General features: G+C 64.2%; 15 protein-coding genes and 1 other RNA gene. All 16 read right to left on the bottom strand.

Annotated elements, in window-relative coordinates; translation table 11 throughout:
* Positions 1-117 precede the first annotated feature (117 nt).
* Positions 118-870 (bottom strand): PaeR7I family type II restriction endonuclease, encoded by a 753-nt coding sequence (locus HMPREF9006_RS09680; protein ID WP_009213421.1) that lies wholly within the window; start codon positions 868-870, stop codon positions 118-120.
* A gap of 14 nt (positions 871-884) precedes the next feature.
* Entirely contained in the window at positions 885-2,516 is a 1,632-nt protein-coding gene (locus HMPREF9006_RS09675) for an Eco57I restriction-modification methylase domain-containing protein (RefSeq protein ID WP_232209868.1), read from the bottom strand.
* Positions 2,506-3,075: a recombinase family protein gene (locus HMPREF9006_RS09670; RefSeq protein WP_009213419.1), complete on the bottom strand. Its 570-nt coding sequence runs from the start codon at positions 3,073-3,075 to the stop codon at positions 2,506-2,508. The genes HMPREF9006_RS09675 and HMPREF9006_RS09670 overlap by 11 nt, the downstream gene beginning before the upstream one ends.
* A 388-nt stretch (positions 3,076-3,463) precedes the next feature.
* Positions 3,464-3,842: a transfer-messenger RNA gene (gene ssrA / locus HMPREF9006_RS10475) on the bottom strand.
* 199 nt (positions 3,843-4,041) lie between these two features.
* On the bottom strand, positions 4,042-6,246 hold the full coding sequence (locus HMPREF9006_RS09665; protein WP_009213418.1) for a YhgE/Pip domain-containing protein: 2,205 nt from the start codon (positions 6,244-6,246) through the stop codon (positions 4,042-4,044).
* Positions 6,243-8,933, bottom strand: coding sequence for a YhgE/Pip domain-containing protein (locus tag HMPREF9006_RS09660; RefSeq protein ID WP_009213417.1), 2,691 nt, complete (start codon positions 8,931-8,933; stop codon positions 6,243-6,245). Before HMPREF9006_RS09660 ends, HMPREF9006_RS09665 begins: the two co-directional genes overlap by 4 nt.
* A gap of 18 nt (positions 8,934-8,951) precedes the next feature.
* Positions 8,952-9,479 carry an SsrA-binding protein SmpB gene (gene smpB, locus HMPREF9006_RS09655; protein ID WP_009213416.1) on the bottom strand — a complete coding sequence of 176 codons (528 nt, stop codon included), beginning with the start codon at positions 9,477-9,479 and terminating at the stop codon, positions 8,952-8,954.
* A gap of 84 nt (positions 9,480-9,563) precedes the next feature.
* A complete protein-coding gene (locus HMPREF9006_RS09650) occupies positions 9,564-10,838 on the bottom strand; it encodes a peptidoglycan DD-metalloendopeptidase family protein (RefSeq protein WP_009213415.1) in 1,275 nt (424 codons plus the stop codon).
* Positions 10,839-10,843: 5 nt separating this feature from the next.
* Positions 10,844-11,758: a permease-like cell division protein FtsX gene (ftsX, locus tag HMPREF9006_RS09645; protein ID WP_009213414.1), complete on the bottom strand. Its 915-nt coding sequence runs from the start codon at positions 11,756-11,758 to the stop codon at positions 10,844-10,846.
* 4 nt (positions 11,759-11,762) lie between these two features.
* A complete protein-coding gene (ftsE, locus tag HMPREF9006_RS09640) occupies positions 11,763-12,452 on the bottom strand; it encodes a cell division ATP-binding protein FtsE (protein WP_009213413.1) in 690 nt (229 codons plus the stop codon).
* A 118-nt stretch (positions 12,453-12,570) separates the two neighbouring features.
* Positions 12,571-13,689, bottom strand: a complete 1,119-nt coding sequence (gene prfB, locus HMPREF9006_RS09635; protein WP_009213412.1) for a peptide chain release factor 2 — start codon at positions 13,687-13,689, stop codon at positions 12,571-12,573.
* Positions 13,690-13,823: 134 nt separating this feature from the next.
* On the bottom strand, positions 13,824-15,185 hold the full coding sequence (gene gdhA, locus HMPREF9006_RS09630; RefSeq protein ID WP_009213411.1) for an NADP-specific glutamate dehydrogenase: 1,362 nt from the start codon (positions 15,183-15,185) through the stop codon (positions 13,824-13,826).
* A 73-nt stretch (positions 15,186-15,258) separates the two neighbouring features.
* Positions 15,259-15,678 carry a hypothetical protein gene (locus tag HMPREF9006_RS09625; protein WP_232209867.1) on the bottom strand — a complete coding sequence of 140 codons (420 nt, stop codon included), beginning with the start codon at positions 15,676-15,678 and terminating at the stop codon, positions 15,259-15,261.
* 10 nt (positions 15,679-15,688) lie between these two features.
* Positions 15,689-16,105 (bottom strand): hypothetical protein, encoded by a 417-nt coding sequence (locus HMPREF9006_RS09620; RefSeq protein WP_009213409.1) that lies wholly within the window; start codon positions 16,103-16,105, stop codon positions 15,689-15,691.
* Positions 16,102-16,449, bottom strand: a complete 348-nt coding sequence (locus HMPREF9006_RS09615) for a hypothetical protein (RefSeq protein WP_009213408.1) — start codon at positions 16,447-16,449, stop codon at positions 16,102-16,104. The genes HMPREF9006_RS09620 and HMPREF9006_RS09615 overlap by 4 nt, the downstream gene beginning before the upstream one ends.
* Positions 16,450-16,474: 25 nt before the next feature.
* Entirely contained in the window at positions 16,475-16,648 is a 174-nt protein-coding gene (locus HMPREF9006_RS10765; protein WP_009213407.1) for a hypothetical protein, read from the bottom strand.
* Between the last annotated feature and the right edge of the window lie 5 nt (positions 16,649-16,653).

Below are 16,653 nucleotides of genomic sequence, written 5' to 3'. Positions count from 1 at the left end.
CCGGCAATGCAGAGTCAGCTCTTGGTCACCGATATAGAAAGCAGAAACAAGGACCAGGTCACGAAACGGCGATCGAGGCGGCTACCTCTCAGATAATGACAATATTATTCTCATCTTCTATCGCTCCACCATTGCATCAAACTGATCGTGAGGCAAAGCTTTGATGTAAGCGATTCTCGCCTTGATGGCAGCCTCCAAGTTCGCCATTGAGAGCACCGGTGAGGGCTCCTGGTACTCGCCACTGTTAGCTTCTGCTGTTAGGAGAGCAACGGCATCGTAGTTGCCTTCAGCGATCATACGCTCGAAGAAAATCCTGTAGCGCCCAATGTATGACTTTCCGTGGAAGATCGGGTCCGCCGGGAACGGCATATTCGGCGGTACGCGGACGGGCCTCGTGGAGCCTACGGCGCGTTCAACGAGCATGATGAAGCCGAACCAAGGCTTGAGTATGCCGAATAAGCCACGCTCAACTGCCATCTGCGAGTCGGCGGCGAGTCCGAGAGCCTCTTCGGTTCGGTTGTTGAAGTTGTTGCCGAACGAAGGACCGCGCTGAGACTTGAACTCCATCGCTGCGATGAGTGCGCCCCGGTAGAGGACAACGAGATCCCAGTTTTTCGACGGCCGAAAGTAGGTCGGTAGATCGTTGTGCCCAGTGGTACGAACCTCGAGGTGGATCTCTGGATCACTCATCCACAGATCAGCGACAACGGCCTGCATGAGGTCCATCTGTTTACCACCCGTGACGGCAGCACGGTTGCCTGTGTCCTTAATGCCGGAAAGACCTCCCTGGTTCTCTTGCTGCGTCGTGAGGTGGGTCCAGTAGCCTGCGACGGCTTGTTGCCAGATGGCCGGATCGAGTGGGCTGGACATTGCACTCCCTTGTTCTAGAGATAACGATCAACGGTGCCTCGAGGTAGCCCATAGGCCTCCTCAGCGGCCACATTGGCAGATATACGGTCCCGTTTCCGAAATGCAGCTCGGAGGCGCTGCGCAATGTCCGCAGACAGCTCGTTGTAGCGGGGAACAGCAATCTTACGCAAATACTGTGCTTGGAATCTCAAGGTGCCGCCGCGCATCTTGACACCGTACGCAGTGACGAAAGCCTCAGCGATGCTCGACAGAAGCAGTCCACCTAGGACCTCAAGGTCCCAGGTATCGGACACGATGTAGTATAGGTTATGGTGTGGGTATAGTCCACCGGGCTCATAGACCGGCGTGATCCGCGCTTTCATGTCTTGGAGCAGGAGCTTGGGGCGTTCAGCAAGGCCTGGATAAACCTTGTCGATAGTGCGATGCCACTTGCTTGGGAACTTCTTCGCGACGTAACGCTGGCGGATCGCGGGTCGGAGCTCAAGGGCGCGGGCGAAGCGCGGGTAGTCAGCGAGATCAATAAGGTTTCCACTCGCGTCCCATGGGTTGAGGAGTTGCTTCGAGGGAGGCATGAGGATTCCCTGCCGGATATCGTCAGCCATAACAAGGGGCAGAAGCCTGTCGGGCTCTACATCCTCCATCGCGTTCACATCCACGAGATAGGCCTTGTCGTTGCCGGTCGCCACACCGATGGAGATACGGGTGGTGCCGTCGGCCTCAAGCGTCGGGAAGCGCTCCTGAAGGTGTTCGAGCAGCTTGATGGCTCCAGGGGAGCCCGCAGGCCAAAAGTCATCTGTCTCGAACCAGCTCGGAAGGCGCACACCTTCCCAGCCAGTGCCACGCCGGCTCTCCTCATTCCCGTGAGTGAACGTAAGCGCTTCACGAGCAGAGTGCTCGTTGAAAGTCTCAGTGGTGTCGATGAAGGTCGCCTCGTTCTGCGGGGTGTTCACGATGACAGTGATAGCCGGGTAAGCGGAAACCTCTGCCTCGAAGGCATCCACGTCGTGCATCTGCCATACCGTATCAACTGCATACCTCTTGTAGATGAGGCCACGCAACGCCTTTCCGTAGGAGTTGTGCATCCAGCGGTCTGCGCAGATGTAGCTCAGGCGCCCCTCGGGACGAAGGAGGGTGAGTCCACGCTCGTAGAAGCCGACGTAGATGTCGGCACGTCCTCGCATCGTGGCCCAGCGGGTGCGGTATGCCATTTCTACGTCGTCATCTAGGGCTTCGGTTCGGATATACGGTGGGTTACCGATCACAAAGTGAGCGTCGCCAGGTACGTCATCGAGGAGGAAGTCCCCCTCCCGGAACCAGTTCATCACCAACGACTCGGCATCATACTCATCGAAACCGTGCTCGAGTAGAAGGCTGATGACCTTGGAGCGACAGGTAGCAATGTGGGCTGGCTGGAGGTCCATGCCGAATACACAGTTACGCAAGTCCTCGGCGGTGGCGTGGTGGTGCCGTGCTGAAGTGAGAAGTCGCTCGACCACAGGCATGATGAAGGCTCCTGAGCCAATAGAGGGCTCGATGAGACGGGTGCGAGCAAGGTCCCGGTCAGGGGTGTATCCGATAAGGTCCAGCATAGCCTCGACGACCCACCGACGCGTGAAGACCTCGCCATATACGATCTCAGTACTCACCACACACTCCTTTGCCAGCCAGAGCATCATGCGGCGTCTGGCGCGACATGCCACGATGAGCAGCTGCAGGGGTCTTTGGCACACCCTCGTTCCCCAGACGACGGGCGTCTGCGATTGGTTCAGGGATGAGCTCGGAACGGCGCTGATACTGTCCCTTTGCTCGCGCAAGCGCGATGCCCTCGCGCTCCCACTCCTTAAAGAGTTCGCACTCAAACTCGGCCACAACGGCCAGCACGGTGAGAATGAACTTGCCGGAGAGGGTACTCACGGAGAGGGCGAGAGCATCCGCAAAGTCCACGCTCACACCCTTGGCCTCGAACTCCTCAAGGAGCGCAAGCAGGTCCTGTATGGACCGGGCAAGGCGCCCCCCGCTCTTGACTTTCAGCACGTCATCGACTCGATCGCACACACAGGAGCACAGGGCTTCGAGCTGGGATCCGTGGGTGTCCTTACCGGAAGCACGATCGATGAAGAGCTTGCCAACTGTCCCGTTAGCTTCGATCTGCCGGTCGGGATTCTGATCGGCAGCACTAGCGCGGACGTAGCCGACGGTTGCCATTGCAACTCCTGTCGTAGCACTGTGGTGAACTGGATTCAAGACATAGCCACAAAGCTGTTATTGTATAACATATCAGGGCAGTGTACACTGCTTCATCTGTACACGCGCATACGCGGCTGGGGGACTTGAGCCCTTCCGAGCCTGCGTAACGCACCTCGATTCATCCGCTGTGGGCCTTGCCGATCGGGCAGAAGGCTCTGCGTCCGCTCATGTGATGTATGTTCGAATGAAAGTGGCGCAGCATCTTTTTCCACTGCCTGCGCCACACCTGCGCCACAGTCGATGATACATCCTGATACATCCTGATACATGCGCCCGGGGCGATGGATGGAGAAAACCGTTGCGATCACAGTAAAAACCCCGGAATCTCAATGAGATTCCGGGGTGGGGGTGGAGATGGGGGGAATCGAACCCCCGTCCAATAGCCGACCCCGAATTCTTCTCCGAGCGCAGTCTACGAGTGTATTTCTCGGCCCCCGGCATCCGCGTAGACTCACCGCCGGATGGGCTCAGTTGATTGAGTGTCGGAGCCGCCCCACCAACATGGGCGGCACCCAGTGGCTCCCTAGACGACGCCAGACACCGGGCCGGAAGCAGCTCCCGGGCTGACGGACTAAAGGTTCAGGCTGCGATATCAGGCAGCGAGAACGTAGTCGGTGCGATTCTGTTCGGCACCTATTGGTTTGCACGCATCGTTAACGAGTTGAGCGCACGTCCTCGGCTCGCTTCACTTCGATCGACGACCACTGTCGAAACCGATCATCCCCTCTTGAGTTTTCAGCTCACCAACGCTCAGCTATTCCGCAGACCGTCGGACACATCAGTATATGGCACTCCTCCCCCACCGTCAAGGGCGACAAGCAGGGACGCGCCCGCTCTCCCGCGAGTGGCGCGGGGAGGAGGGACACAGCTGTCGCTGGCCGGATCCCTCGCCGGAGAATTCGCGGCCCGAGGACGGGCCGGTCCCTAGAGGAGCTTCGTGGACTCCAGCTTCGCCACCATGCGCCGGTTGCTGCGCACCAGCAGCGGCCGCAACGCCAGCCCCAGGAACGCGGCAAACAGAATGAAGGAGGCGAGGAACCACATGGCGTCCCCGTACTCGTGGCCCGAATAGCCGGCGATCGAGGCCCGCAGCGCCGTGATCGCATGCGTCGCGGGCAGGAACGGCGAGATCGCGGAGAAGAACGACGGCAGGATCGCCAGTGGGAACGCTCCCCCGGCGCCCGAGATCTGCAGGACGAGGAGGAGCACCCCCAGCGCCTTGCCCGCGTTCCCGAACGTCGCGATCAACGTGTACATGAGGAAGGAGAACACGATGGCCGTCAGCCAGAGGGTGCCCATGAACTGCAGCGGGTGGACCTGCTGGACCTTCAGGAAGTACAGGTCACCCAGCCCCACGAGGGTCGCCTGGGCGAGCGCGATAGTCCCAAAGATCAGGTAGCGTCCCAGGTACCCGGCGGCCAGGCCGACGGGCTTGGCCGTGAGGGTCGCGCGCAGCGGATCCACCTCCGCCAGCCCCTCGACGACGTTGGAGTCCGTGACGTCCGAGCGCATGGACACGACCATGAGCACGGACCCGACCCACAGGGCCAGGATCGAGTACAGGGGTGCCATCTGGGAACCGAAGTTCGCGACCGGGTAGACCGGGGTCTTCTCCACGCCCACGGGGGCCGCGATGGCCGCCGCCAGGGCCTCGGGATTATTCCCGATGATCGTTCCCAGCGTCGTCAGGTCTCCCCCGGCAAACACCTCGGAGATCGACGCGTGCAGGGAGTCAAGCTTGCCGGCTGCCTCGCGCAGGCTCGTGGCCGCGCCGGTCAGGTTCTCGCGCAGCAGGCTCAGGCCCGCACGCGCGCTTCCGCTCCCGTTCGAGGCGGTCGACGTCGCGCTCTCCAGGGACGTGCGGGCGGCGCTCAGGGAGGACTGGGCCGAGGCCAGGGTGGAGGCCAGCGATTCGAGCTGAGGCCGCAGGTTGGTCTCGTAGTCGGAGGACAGGCCATCGACCGCGGAGCGCGCCTGGGCGATAAGACCGTTAACCGCGGCGTGCCCGGCCTGTGCGTTCGCCACCTTGGAGTCCACGTCAAGGGCGGCGGCACGCAGCCCGTTCGCGACTGCGGTCAGCCGATCGGAGGCGGCCTGCAGGCGGTCCAGCGAGGACTGGGAGACGGGCGAGCCTGGCAGAGACGCGAGCGTCGACTTGATCGACGCGAAGCTGCTCGCCTGCGCGTCCAACACGGTGGCCTGAGAGCGCAGCGTCGAGGCCGCATCCGACGCGCTCGTCGAGCCATTCGCGTACACGTTGTCGACGGCACCCGACAGGGAGTCCAGCGAGGACTGCGACGAGGAGATCGCGTCGGACACCGACGACACCGCCGCCGAAGCAGCAGACCCGAGTCCGCTGGCCCCAGCCTGGGCGCTCGAGACCGCGGACTGCGCGGAGCCCTTCGCGCTCCCCAGCCCATCCACGAGCGTCGTCGTCGAGTCGATGAGCGTCACCGAGGAGCCCACGAGCGACGCGTAGGCGTCCGCACTGTCCGCCGCCGTGCGCAGGCGCGAGGCAACCGTCTGCACGCGGTTGTCGAGCGCCGTCACCGTATTGACGGCCGTTGGCGAGGACAGCGCATTCCCGACCGACGTCGCCGTGTCGAAGGCGACCTCGGAGAGCGTCTGAACGAAGATCTGGTTGACCTGGGCGCTCACCGCCTCGGCGCCCTGGCCGGCGATCTTCGGCGAGATGCCGTTCTTCTTCTCGTTGACGTAGTAGGTCATCGGCGCGGAGGAGGCTCCCCCGTCGAAGAACGTGAGCATGTCCTGGGAGAAATCGGCGGGGATGACGATGGCCGCGTAGTACGCCCCCGAGCGCGTCCCCTCGATGGCCGCCTCCTGCGAGTCGATGACCCAGTCGAAGTTGTCGTTCTTGCGCAGCGCGGACACCACCGAGTCGCCGATGTTGATGTGCAGCGGCACCAGGTCCGACTTGTAGCCCGCGTCCGTGTTCGCGATCGCGATGCGCAGGCTCTTCGTGTTCCCGAACGGGTCCCACGACGCCGCCACGTTGAACCACGTGAACAGCGACGGGATGACGACCAGGCCGAAGACGACGACGCTCGCGATCAGGGAACGATGCGCGCGGCGCAGGTCGGCGCGGTAGATGGCCCAAATGGTCCTCACTGCTGCTCTCCCTTCGCCGCCTCCGACGCGTCGCCCGCGCCGTCCTCATCGCCGAGGCCGGGGTCGGCCTCGTCCGCGTCCTCTCCCCCGCGCTCACCGAGGGAGGAGGCCAGCGCCGACGAGATCGACGCGCCCACGGCGGCAGCACCCCGCGCGATGCGCGAGCGCGCGCCCTGCACGCGGCGGGTGAGCAGCGAGCGCACGTCCCCCTCATCCATGGCGCCGAGGAGCTGCTGGCGCGCCAAGGCCTCGCGAACGTACTGGAGGCCGATCAGGAAGGTGATGACGAGAAGGACCCACACGATCCACGCGCCCAGCACGATCGGCACCTCCGCGACGTTCGCGACCGACAGGACGGCGAGCGCCACCGGGACGACAATGCCGACGACGATCGATACGCGGCGAATCCTCGGGTAGCGGCGCTCGAAGCGCGCGGCACGACCGCTGACCGAGCGCTGGAAGCCGTCGTGGTCCGCCAGGGCCGCCACGATCTGCGTCAGGCGGTAGCGGTTCGAGGGAACGCGCGTCGCCTCGGCCAGGAAGAGCCCGGAGGACGCCAGGTCGCGAGTCACCATCGCGTTCAAGTTCACCAGGAAAGGCCGCAGCGCGAGGCCAATCGCGAAAGCAAGCAGCGCCTCACCGCCGAGAACAGCCAAGCACAACAGGTAGGTGTGCCCATAGAACCCAGCCACGATCTCACGCAGCGCATTAATGCCGTAGGTGAAGGGAAATAGCGGGTGCAGGAACCGGAAGAAGGAGGGCAGCATCTCGACCGGGTACAGGCCCGCAGAGCCGGGAATCTGCACGACCATGATGATGACGCACAAGCCCTTGCCGATGTGCTGGAAGCACGTCGACAGCATGTAGATAATCGACACGAACACCAGCGAAATGATCACGGCTGTCCCCACGAACGCCGGGCGCGACACGGTCTGCACGCCGATGATGAGGTCACCGATCGACACGACGAGCGCCTGGATGAGGGCGAAGAAAGCGAGCAGCATCCACCGGCCCATGTACTTGGCTGCAGAGGAAGTGGGGCCGATCCCCTCTTCATCCACGTCAAGCTTGACAAGGAGGACAATCGAGAACGCGCCGATCCACAGGGCCAGGTTCGTAAACAGCGGAGCCATCGCGGAACCGTAGGCCGCGACCGGGTAGACGGCCTGCGTCTCGATCGTCGTCGGCGCGGCCATGAAAGAGGCGATCGACTCGGCGTTGACTCCCAGGGAGTTCGCCAGGTCGCGCAGCGTATTCGAGGAGGACAGCGCCGAGATGTCCGTCGCCACCGAGTCGAGGTCGGTCTTGATCGCGGCGACATTCGTCGAGCTGGTCTGGGTCGCCGTCTTCGCCCCGTCCAAGAGGGAATCGAGCTGGTCGAGCAGGCCCGACACCTGCTCGCGCTGACTGCGCAGCGTGTCCAGCGAGCCACGCATCGACGAGGACGCGCTCGAGAAATCGTCCAGCGCCGACGAAATCGCGGGGAGCTGGGAAGACACGCCGCTGCGAGCATTCGTCACCGAGGCCGACACAGCCGCGGACGCGTCGGAGGCTGACGTCAGCGCGTTCGTGATCGAGGTGGACGTGGCCGACAGGCCCGAGTTGAGGGTCGTCAGGTTGCCGAGGGCCGCAGACAGCGCCGCGTTCTGGTTCGTCAGGTCGGTCAGAGCCGTGTCCGCCGCAGGCAGGTTCCCGATCCCCAGAGCGTTCAGCTCCGCGAGCACCTCGCCCACCGAGTCGTTGATCGACGTGCCTTCGGCGAGCAGGCCGCCCACGCGTCCGGACGCGCCCTGCACCGCGCCGTCAAGGGTGCCCGCGTTCGCGGACACGCCCGCCAGGGCGCTCGCCGCGTTGGAGGACAGCCCGTCAAGGGCCCCGCCCATCTGGGTCGAGAACTGCGCCAGGGACGAGCGAGAATCGCTCACCAGCTGGTCCGCCTGGTCCAGTGATGCCGAGAGGTCAGAGGCCGCGGCGTCCAGCTCGCTCAGGGTCGTGCGCGCGGAGGCCACCGAGGCCTTCGCCACGTCGATCTTCTCCCCCATGCCACCCAGGGTTTGTGAGGCGCTGTCCAGCTTGGCCGAGGCCTCGGACACGGACGCGGATACGTCCGAACGTTTCTGGTCAGCGGTGGTCGCGATACTCACCCCGGCCTCGGACGCCTTCTCCGACAAAATCTTGGCCACCGTCGACACGAACGCCGAGTTGATCTGGCGGTCCAAAGCCGTCGCGCCCGCCCCCGTGATCTTCGGCGCGACGGCATTGTTCTTCTCGTTGACGTAGTACGCGATGTTCGGTTTCACGTAGCTGCCGTCCACGATTCCCGTCAGGTCGCGCGAAAAGGACGCTGGGATGATGAAAGCCGCGTAGGAATCACCGCGCTCCACCTCGGCTCGCGCCTCGTCGGCGCTGACGAAATGCCACCCCAGCTGGGTGTTGTCTGCCAGCTTGGACTCCAGCATCGCGCCGACATTCACCGTGCCCAGCCGCTCCTTGGTAGCTCCCTCGTCCTCGTTGGCCACCGCCACGCGGATGTGCGAGGTCTGAGAGTAGGGATCCCAGAAACCAGCGATGTTGAACCACGCGTAGAGCGCGGGAACAAACGCCATGCCGATGATGACAATCCAGGCGGCCGGTACGCTCACCAGCCGGACAAGATCACGACGAAATATCCTCACGGAACCTCGCACGAGGTCGCCTTCTTTCCCTTACCTGCGAGCCTGCTTCACATAGCGGCGGATCGCGCGCTCGGCCTCGCGCTGATCCTGCTTCTCACGCAGCGCCTGTCGCTTGTCCCACTCCTGCTTGCCCTTGGCCAGGGCGATCTCCACCTTCACGCGCCCACCGATGAAGTACAGCTCCAGCGGGACAATCGTGTAGCCCTTGGCGGACACCCGGTCGGCCATGCGGTCGATCTCAGCCCGGTGAAGGAGCAGCTTACGCTTGCGCGTCGGGGCGTGATTCGTCCACGACCCCTGGGAATACAGGGGGATGTTCGCGCCGTAGAGCCAGGCCTCTCCACCGTTGATCTCCACCCACGCATCGACCAGGGAGGCCCGTCCCATGCGCAGAGCCTTGACCTCGGTGCCCATGAGGGACAGGCCCGCCTCCCACGTGTCCTCGATCGTGTAGTCGTGGCGCGCCTTCTTGTTGCGGGCGATCGTCTTCTTCGCGTCGGAGGCCGCCTTCGCGCGCTGGCCCTCCGTGGGCTTGGGCTTCTTCCATTCCTTCGGCATGCCTGCCTCCCTTCGACGATGCTCCCCGGCCGCAAGGACTGACCCCCGCAGCGAAAACGCTACGGGGGTCAATCCTAACGCGGATTACAGGTAATCCATGGGTTCAACGTAGCTTCCGTTCTGAAGAACACCAAAGTGCAGGTGGCAGCCGGTGGCGTATCCGGTGGAACCGACCTCCCCCAGGGCATCCCCGGCGTTGACATACTGTCCCGGCGAGACATACTGCGCCTGCATGTGCAGGTACTCCGTGATCACCGAGTTCCCGCCCACGATACCGTGGTTGATATCCACGTAGTTGCCCGCCGACACGTCCGCAGACACCGCGTTGACGTAGCCCGAGGCGACCGCGCGAATGACCGTGCCACAGTCGGCGGCCATGTCGGTTCCCGAGTGGCCCTTCATGATGCCCAGCACCGGGTGGTAGCGCATCCCGAACGGGCTGGTCACAACGATCGGAATGTCCAGCGGGTTGCGGAAGCCGGAGGAGGAGACGTAGCTGGTGCCGGAGGCCCGGTTGGCCGCGTCGATGGCGGCCAACTCGGCGCTTCGCGCCTGGTAGTCGGCCTCGGCCTGACTCAGCGAGGCCTCGACCTGTCCCTTCTGAGCGTCCCACTCCGCTTGCTTCGCGGTGGCCTGCTCCTTGAGGCCATTGAGCTCGGTGAGCTTGGCGTCGGCCTCATCCTTGGCGCTCTGGGCCTCGGCCTCCGCCTGCGCCGCCTTCTCCTCCAGCTCGGCAATGCGGCCCGTGATCGCGCTCTGGCGCGTGGCCCGAGTGCGCTGCGACGAGGACACGTCAAGCGCTGCCGTCATGGTCTGGCTCTCGGTGCGCAGCGCCATGTCGGCTGCCGCCGCTCGCTCCGTGATCGACTGAGTTCCACCGGCCGTGAGGGCGACGGCAACCGGGTCGATGTTCCCCTCCCGGTACTTGCGACGAACCAGGTCAGCGATCGCCCGCTGCGCGTCGTTGGCCTGCGCGCTCGCCTGCGTCAGAGACTCGTCGATTCGTCCCTGCTCGCCCTGAGCGGCATTCAGCTCCCCCAGGATCGTGGCGTGCTCGCGGGACTTAGCGTCGTAGGTCGCGGCCGCAGCATCGTAGGCAGCCTGGGCAACTGGGATCTGCCCGTTGAGGGCCTGTAGGTCGATGAAAACCTGAGCGAGCGAGGCATCGATCCCCTCCAGCTGAGACTGGAGGGCATTCACCGTAGCTTCGGCCTCCGCGGCGGCCGTCGCGGCCGCATCACGATCTCCGTCCGCCAGGGCGGGAGCGGCCTGCGTCATCGCCGCGAAGGAGCACGCTGCCACGACCAGCGCACCAACTCGCAGGACGCGCCTTCTACTTCTCATCACGGAAAGAACCATGACAATCACGCCTTCGTGTACTTGGCCAGCGAGAACGCCGAGGCCACGACCGCCAGGGCAACGGCAGCCAGGACAAGGATCGGCGTCATGATCGCCACCTCGCCCATGCCGATGAAGTTCGTCCACTTGAAGGATGGCGCCATCCACCCCTGAACGACGACATGCACACCGGCGAAAAGGGTTCCGATGGCGAAAACCGCGCCGACAAGCGCAGCGAGCGCACCCTCGATCATGAACGGAGCCTGAATAAACAGGTTGGAGGCACCCACGTATCGCATGATCTGGGTCTCCTGCTCGCGGCTCATCGCACTCAGGCGGATCGTCGTCGAAATCAACAGGACCGCTGCGACGACCATGATCGCGCCCAGCCCCAGGGCGGCAGTACGCGCCGCACCGAGGACGCGGAAGAGAGGCTCGACAACCTCGCGCTGATCGCGCACCTCCGACACGCCTGGCGTGCCCGAGAACTCCTCCTTGATGACGGAATACTGTTCCGGATTGACCAGCTTGATGCGGAACGCAAACTGAAGCATGTCCGGACTCGTCCACTGCTTGAGGGTGCCGTTGCCGTTGAGGCGCTGGAAGTTGTCGTAGGCTTCTTCCTTTGTTTCCTCGTAGACGTGGGCGACATACTCGGTCATCTCCGACGAGGCCAGCTTCTGACGTACCGCGTCGATCTGCGCCTCGGTTGCTTCCGTCGCGTTGCAGTTGGGTGCCGCGTCGTTGCTCGCGCACATGTAGACGGTGACCTCGATCTTGTCGTACCACTCCGACTTCATCTTGGACACCTGCATCTGGGTCAAGCCCGCGATGCCCACGAACAGCAGCGACACGAAGGTCACGATGATGACGGCCACGCTCATCGCCCTGTTGCGCGACAGGCCCTTGCCGACCTCGGACAGAATAAAACGAAGCTTCACTGGCTTACCTCCCCGCCCCGTAGACGCCGCGGTTTTGATCGCGCACGACGTCACCGGCCTCAAGTTCGATGACGCGCTTGCGCATCTGGTTAACAATGTCGGCGTCGTGGGTCGCCATCACAACCGTCGTGCCGGTACGGTTGATTCGATCCAGGAGACGCATGATGCCCAACGACGTTTCGGGGTCCAGGTTTCCGGTGGGCTCATCGGCGAGGAGTAGCTCAGGGCGATTGACCATGGCGCGCGCGATCGCCACGCGCTGTTCCTCGCCGCCGGAGAGCTCGTGCGGAAGTCGGGATTCCTTCCCCGACAGTCCCACCAGTTCCAGCGCGTCGGGAACGGCTGTCTCGATCGCATGGCGCGGCTTGCCTATCACCTGCATGGCCAACGCCACGTTCTCGTACACGGTCTTGGAGGGCAGCAGGCGGAAGTCCTGGAAGACCGTGCCGATCTGGCGGCGCAGCTTCGGCACCGCCCACGTCGACAGCTTCGACACGTCCTTTCCGAGCACCCACACCTTGCCGCTGGTCGCCTTCATCTCTCGCATGACGAGTTGAAGGAAGGTGGACTTGCCGGAACCCGACTTGCCGACGAGGAACACGAACTCTTCGCGCTCCACCTCCAGCGAGACGTGGTCCAGCGCGGGCTGGGCACCTGGCGTGTACACCATGGTGACATCATCAAAACGAATCATGGGACCATCCGATCGAAGGGCAATAGTCCCATTTAGATTAGGTAACAATCATGTCACGAGCCGGTTGCGACACGCAGAAAAGCCTCGGTGTGGCACGGGCACACCGAGGAGCGATCGGTCAGTCGGCGGCGTTCTGTTCGTTCTTGCGCCAACGAATCCCCGCGTTGATGAAGCCGTCAATGTCTCCGTCGAACACCGACTGTGGATTGCCCGACTCGAATTCTGTTCGCAGGTCCTTGACCATCTGATACGGCTGCAGCACGTAGGAGCGCATCTGGTCTCCCCACGAGGCCTTGACATCGCCGGCAAGTTCCTTCTTCTTGGCCTGCTCCTCCTCGTGGCGCAGGACGAGGAGGCGCGACTGAAGAACTCGCAGGGCGGCCGCACGGTTCTGGATCTGAGACTTCTCGTCCTGCATCGACACGACGATCCCCGTGGGGATGTGCGTCATGCGCACGGCGGAGTCCGTCGTGTTTACCGACTGGCCGCCCGGCCCGGAGGAGCGGAAGACGTCGACCTTGAGTTCCGACTCGGGAATCTCGATGTGGTCGGTTGTTTCGATCAGGGGGATCACCTCGACGGCGGCGAAGGAGGTCTGGCGGCGACCCTGGTTATCGAAGGGGCTGATACGCACCAGGCGGTGTGTGCCGGCCTCGACGGACAGCGTCCCGTAGGCGTAGGGTGCCTGAACCTCAAAGGTCGCGGACTTGAGCCCGGCCTCTTCGGCGTAGGAGGTGTCCATCACCTTCGTGGGGTATCCGTGGCGCTCGGCCCAGCGCAGGTACATGCGCAGCAAAATCTCCGCAAAGTCCGCCGCGTCCACGCCGCCCGCGCCGCTTCGGATGGTGATGACCGCGTTGCGTTCGTCGTACTCCCCATCCAGGAGGGTGCGGATCTCGAGGTCACCCAGGTCCTTGCGCAGCTTCTCCAGGTCTCCCTCGGCTTCGGCGAGAATCTCAGCGCCCTCGTCAGGGTCTTCGGCAGCCATCTCGACCATGGCTTCGAGGTCGTCAATGCGCTCGCTCATCTGCGTGATACGGTCCAGCTCGCTCTGACGGTGGCTCAGCGCGCTCGTGACCTCCTGGGCGGCGCTCGGGTCGTCCCACAGGTCGGGCGCGGCCGCCTTCTCGTTCAGCTCGGCGATCTGCTCGCGCAGCTTGTCCGGCTGCACGACGGCGACGATGTTGTCCATCGTGGTGCGCAGGGACGGGATCTCTTCAGAAAATTCAATGGCCACACACACAGGGTAGCCGATCGACGCTGAAGCGAGGGGCGTGAAAGCTCGCGGGGGTGTCGGGCGTTACTCGCTCAGCTCACGATGACGGCGAGTCCCGACGCCCGGCGGCGTCGGGACTCGCCGATGACATACACTCAGATGAGTCCCATCGCGATCATCGCGTCGGCAACCTTGCGGAAGCCCGCCAGGTTTGCTCCGGCCACGTAGTCTCCGGGAACGCCGTACTCCTCGGCCGTGGCCACGGTGTTGGCGTGGATATCGACCATGATCTGATGCAGCTTCGCGTCGGTCTCAGCAAAGGGCCACTGGGTGCGGCCCGAGTTCTGCTGCATCTCCAGGCCCGAGGTGGCCACGCCACCCGCGTTGGATGCCTTGCCCGGAGCGTAGGCAACGCCCGCCTCCTGCAGGGCCTCGATCGCCTCGGGGGTGGTCGGCATGTTCGCGCCCTCCGCGACCAGCTGCACGCCGTTCTTGATCAGCGAGCGGACGCCCGAGAGGGGAAGCTCGTTCTGGGTCGCGCACGGCAGGGCAACATCGCAGGGAACATCCCAGATCACGCCCGAGGCCACGAACGTGGCGCCGGGACGCTCGGCGGCGTAGTCGGAGACGCGGCCACGACGCACCTCCTTGATGTCCTTGAGCAACTCGACGTCAATGCCCGCCTCGTCGAGGACATAACCCGAAGAGTCGGAGACGGCCACGACGGTGGCACCCAGCTGCTGAGCCTTCTCGGTGGCATAGATCGCGACGTTGCCGGATCCCGACACGACGACGCGCTTGCCCTCGAAGCTCGTTCCCTTGGCCGCGAGCATCTCGGCCGCGAAGTACACGAGGCCGTAACCCGTGGCCTCGGTACGCACGAAGGACCCGCCCCAGGTGAGCCCCTTGCCGGTGAGCACGCCGGCATCGAACCGGTTCTTCAGCCGCTTGTACTGGCCGAACATGTAGCCGATTTCGCGTCCACCCACGCCGATGTCGCCTGCGGGAACGTCGGTGTCGGGACCGATGTGGCGCGACAGCTCGGTCATGAAGGACTGGCAGAAGCGCATGACCTCGGCGTCGGACTTACCCTTGGGGTCGAAGTCCGATCCTCCCTTGCCTCCGCCCATGGGCAGGCCTGTCAGGGCGTTCTTGAAGATTTGCTCGAAGCCCAGGAACTTGATGATCGACAGGTTGACGGAGGGATGGAAACGCAGGCCGCCCTTGTAGGGACCGAGCGCCGAGTTGAACTCCACACGGAACCCGCGGTTGACGTGGATGGCTCCGCGGTCATCCGCCCACGGGACACGGAAGAGGATCTGGCGTTCGGGCTCGACAATGCGGTCGAGGACCGACAGGTCGGCGTACTCGGGGTGACGCTGCGCGAGGGGCGCAATCGTCAGGAGGACCTCGTAGACGGCCTGGTGGAACTCCGCCTGAGCGGGATCACGCCGAAGAACGGACTCGAAAACGGATGCCAACGCGGGGGATAGTCGAGATGTATCAAAGCTGCTCATGACCCAAAGTTTACGGATCGTTTACCGATCATCCGCTCTTCATCCCACATTGTGACCGTCGCACACGACACCTTTAGGGGGTGTCGGAGACCCCGCGCACCCGCGCGCTTGAGATCCTCGTCAGCTCCGGAACGACGATCCTACCCATCGCCGGCGGCACGAAAGACACGCTCGGACGGGCGCGAACGGCAACCTCCACCTCCGTGCGATCCGCCTCCACCCAGTCGACCACGACACCGTCGCCAACACGACACGTGGAGGACGCCAGCTCCTCACGCGCGACATCGACCCGCGACCGAGCCACCTCCTCGTTGATACCCGTCTCCTGCCCCGAGTACAGCGGTGAGAGCGGCGCTCCCGCAACCGACGCCCCGGCCAGGGCGTCGGCGCACGCAACGAGCCTACGGTCCTGCATCGCGACCTCCGTCAGCGCCACGCCCACGACCATGAGCAGGCACACGAAGGCGCACCCGGCAACGACGAGGATTCCCACGCGCCCGTCCTCACCCACCGGGCACCACCTCGCGCACGGGCGCGCGGGCACTCGAGGTGACCCCCACCCCGATGCTCCCCAGCCACCGGGGTAGAAAGGGCAGAGGAACGGTCACGGAGACGCTCACCTGCACCACCCCCTGCTCCGCACCGCACCCCGGGCACTCGGCGAGCATCTCGGCGGGGGCGTTAACCCCGAAGTCCTCAACGATGAGGGACACGGCGCGCCGGGCATCGTCCTCGCGATCACGATCCTCCGCCAGGATTCGGGCCGCCTCGCGCGCCCCCGAGTCCACGGCCATCGCGCCCGCACTCACCGCGCCGACCGCGAGCACGACGTAGAGCAGCGGGATCACGAGCACCACCACGACACCCAGGAACTCCACGGTCGCGTCCCCGCGCTCGTTCCCATCCCGAGTCTCGTTCATGGCCCCTCCACGAGGCTGCGTCCCCGGACCGTGAGCCACCGAGGTCCCAGACCGCCGACCAACGGCAGGCGCGTGCGCACGGTCACGACGAGGATGTCCGCGCCGTCCTCGTGCTCGCGTCCGACCTCGATCTGGTAATCCCGCGCCCCGCCGACAAGCGAGTCCAAGAGCTCACTCGTGCGTGCGCGAGCCTCCTCTTGATCACCCCCAAGGAGGCCTCCCCTGCGCGCTCCCTCCGACGCGGCACTCACGCTCATCGTTCGCACGTAGGAGGCGAAGGCCACCTGTGTGAGCAGGAGGATGACGAGCACCGCGAGTCCCTGAACGAGCACGGTGGAGGCCACCTGCGAGCCGTCCTCGCAGTCCCGATCAGATTCCCGAAATCGAATCCATCGCACGATTGAAGATCTCCACCAGACGCTCCGAGGCGACGCCCCAGATCAGTACGACGAGGGCTGCGGTCATGAGGGTGATGAGCACCCACCCGGGCACGTCGCCGCGCTCGCTCAGGCGTGCGCGGCCTTTCCACGACATCTTCTTCATGGTGT

This window comes from Actinomyces sp. oral taxon 180 str. F0310, from assembly GCF_000185285.1.
GTDB lineage: Bacteria > Actinomycetota > Actinomycetes > Actinomycetales > Actinomycetaceae > Pauljensenia.
Note: the sequence above shows the minus strand (reverse complement) of the source record. Positions and strands in the feature narration are given on the sequence as shown.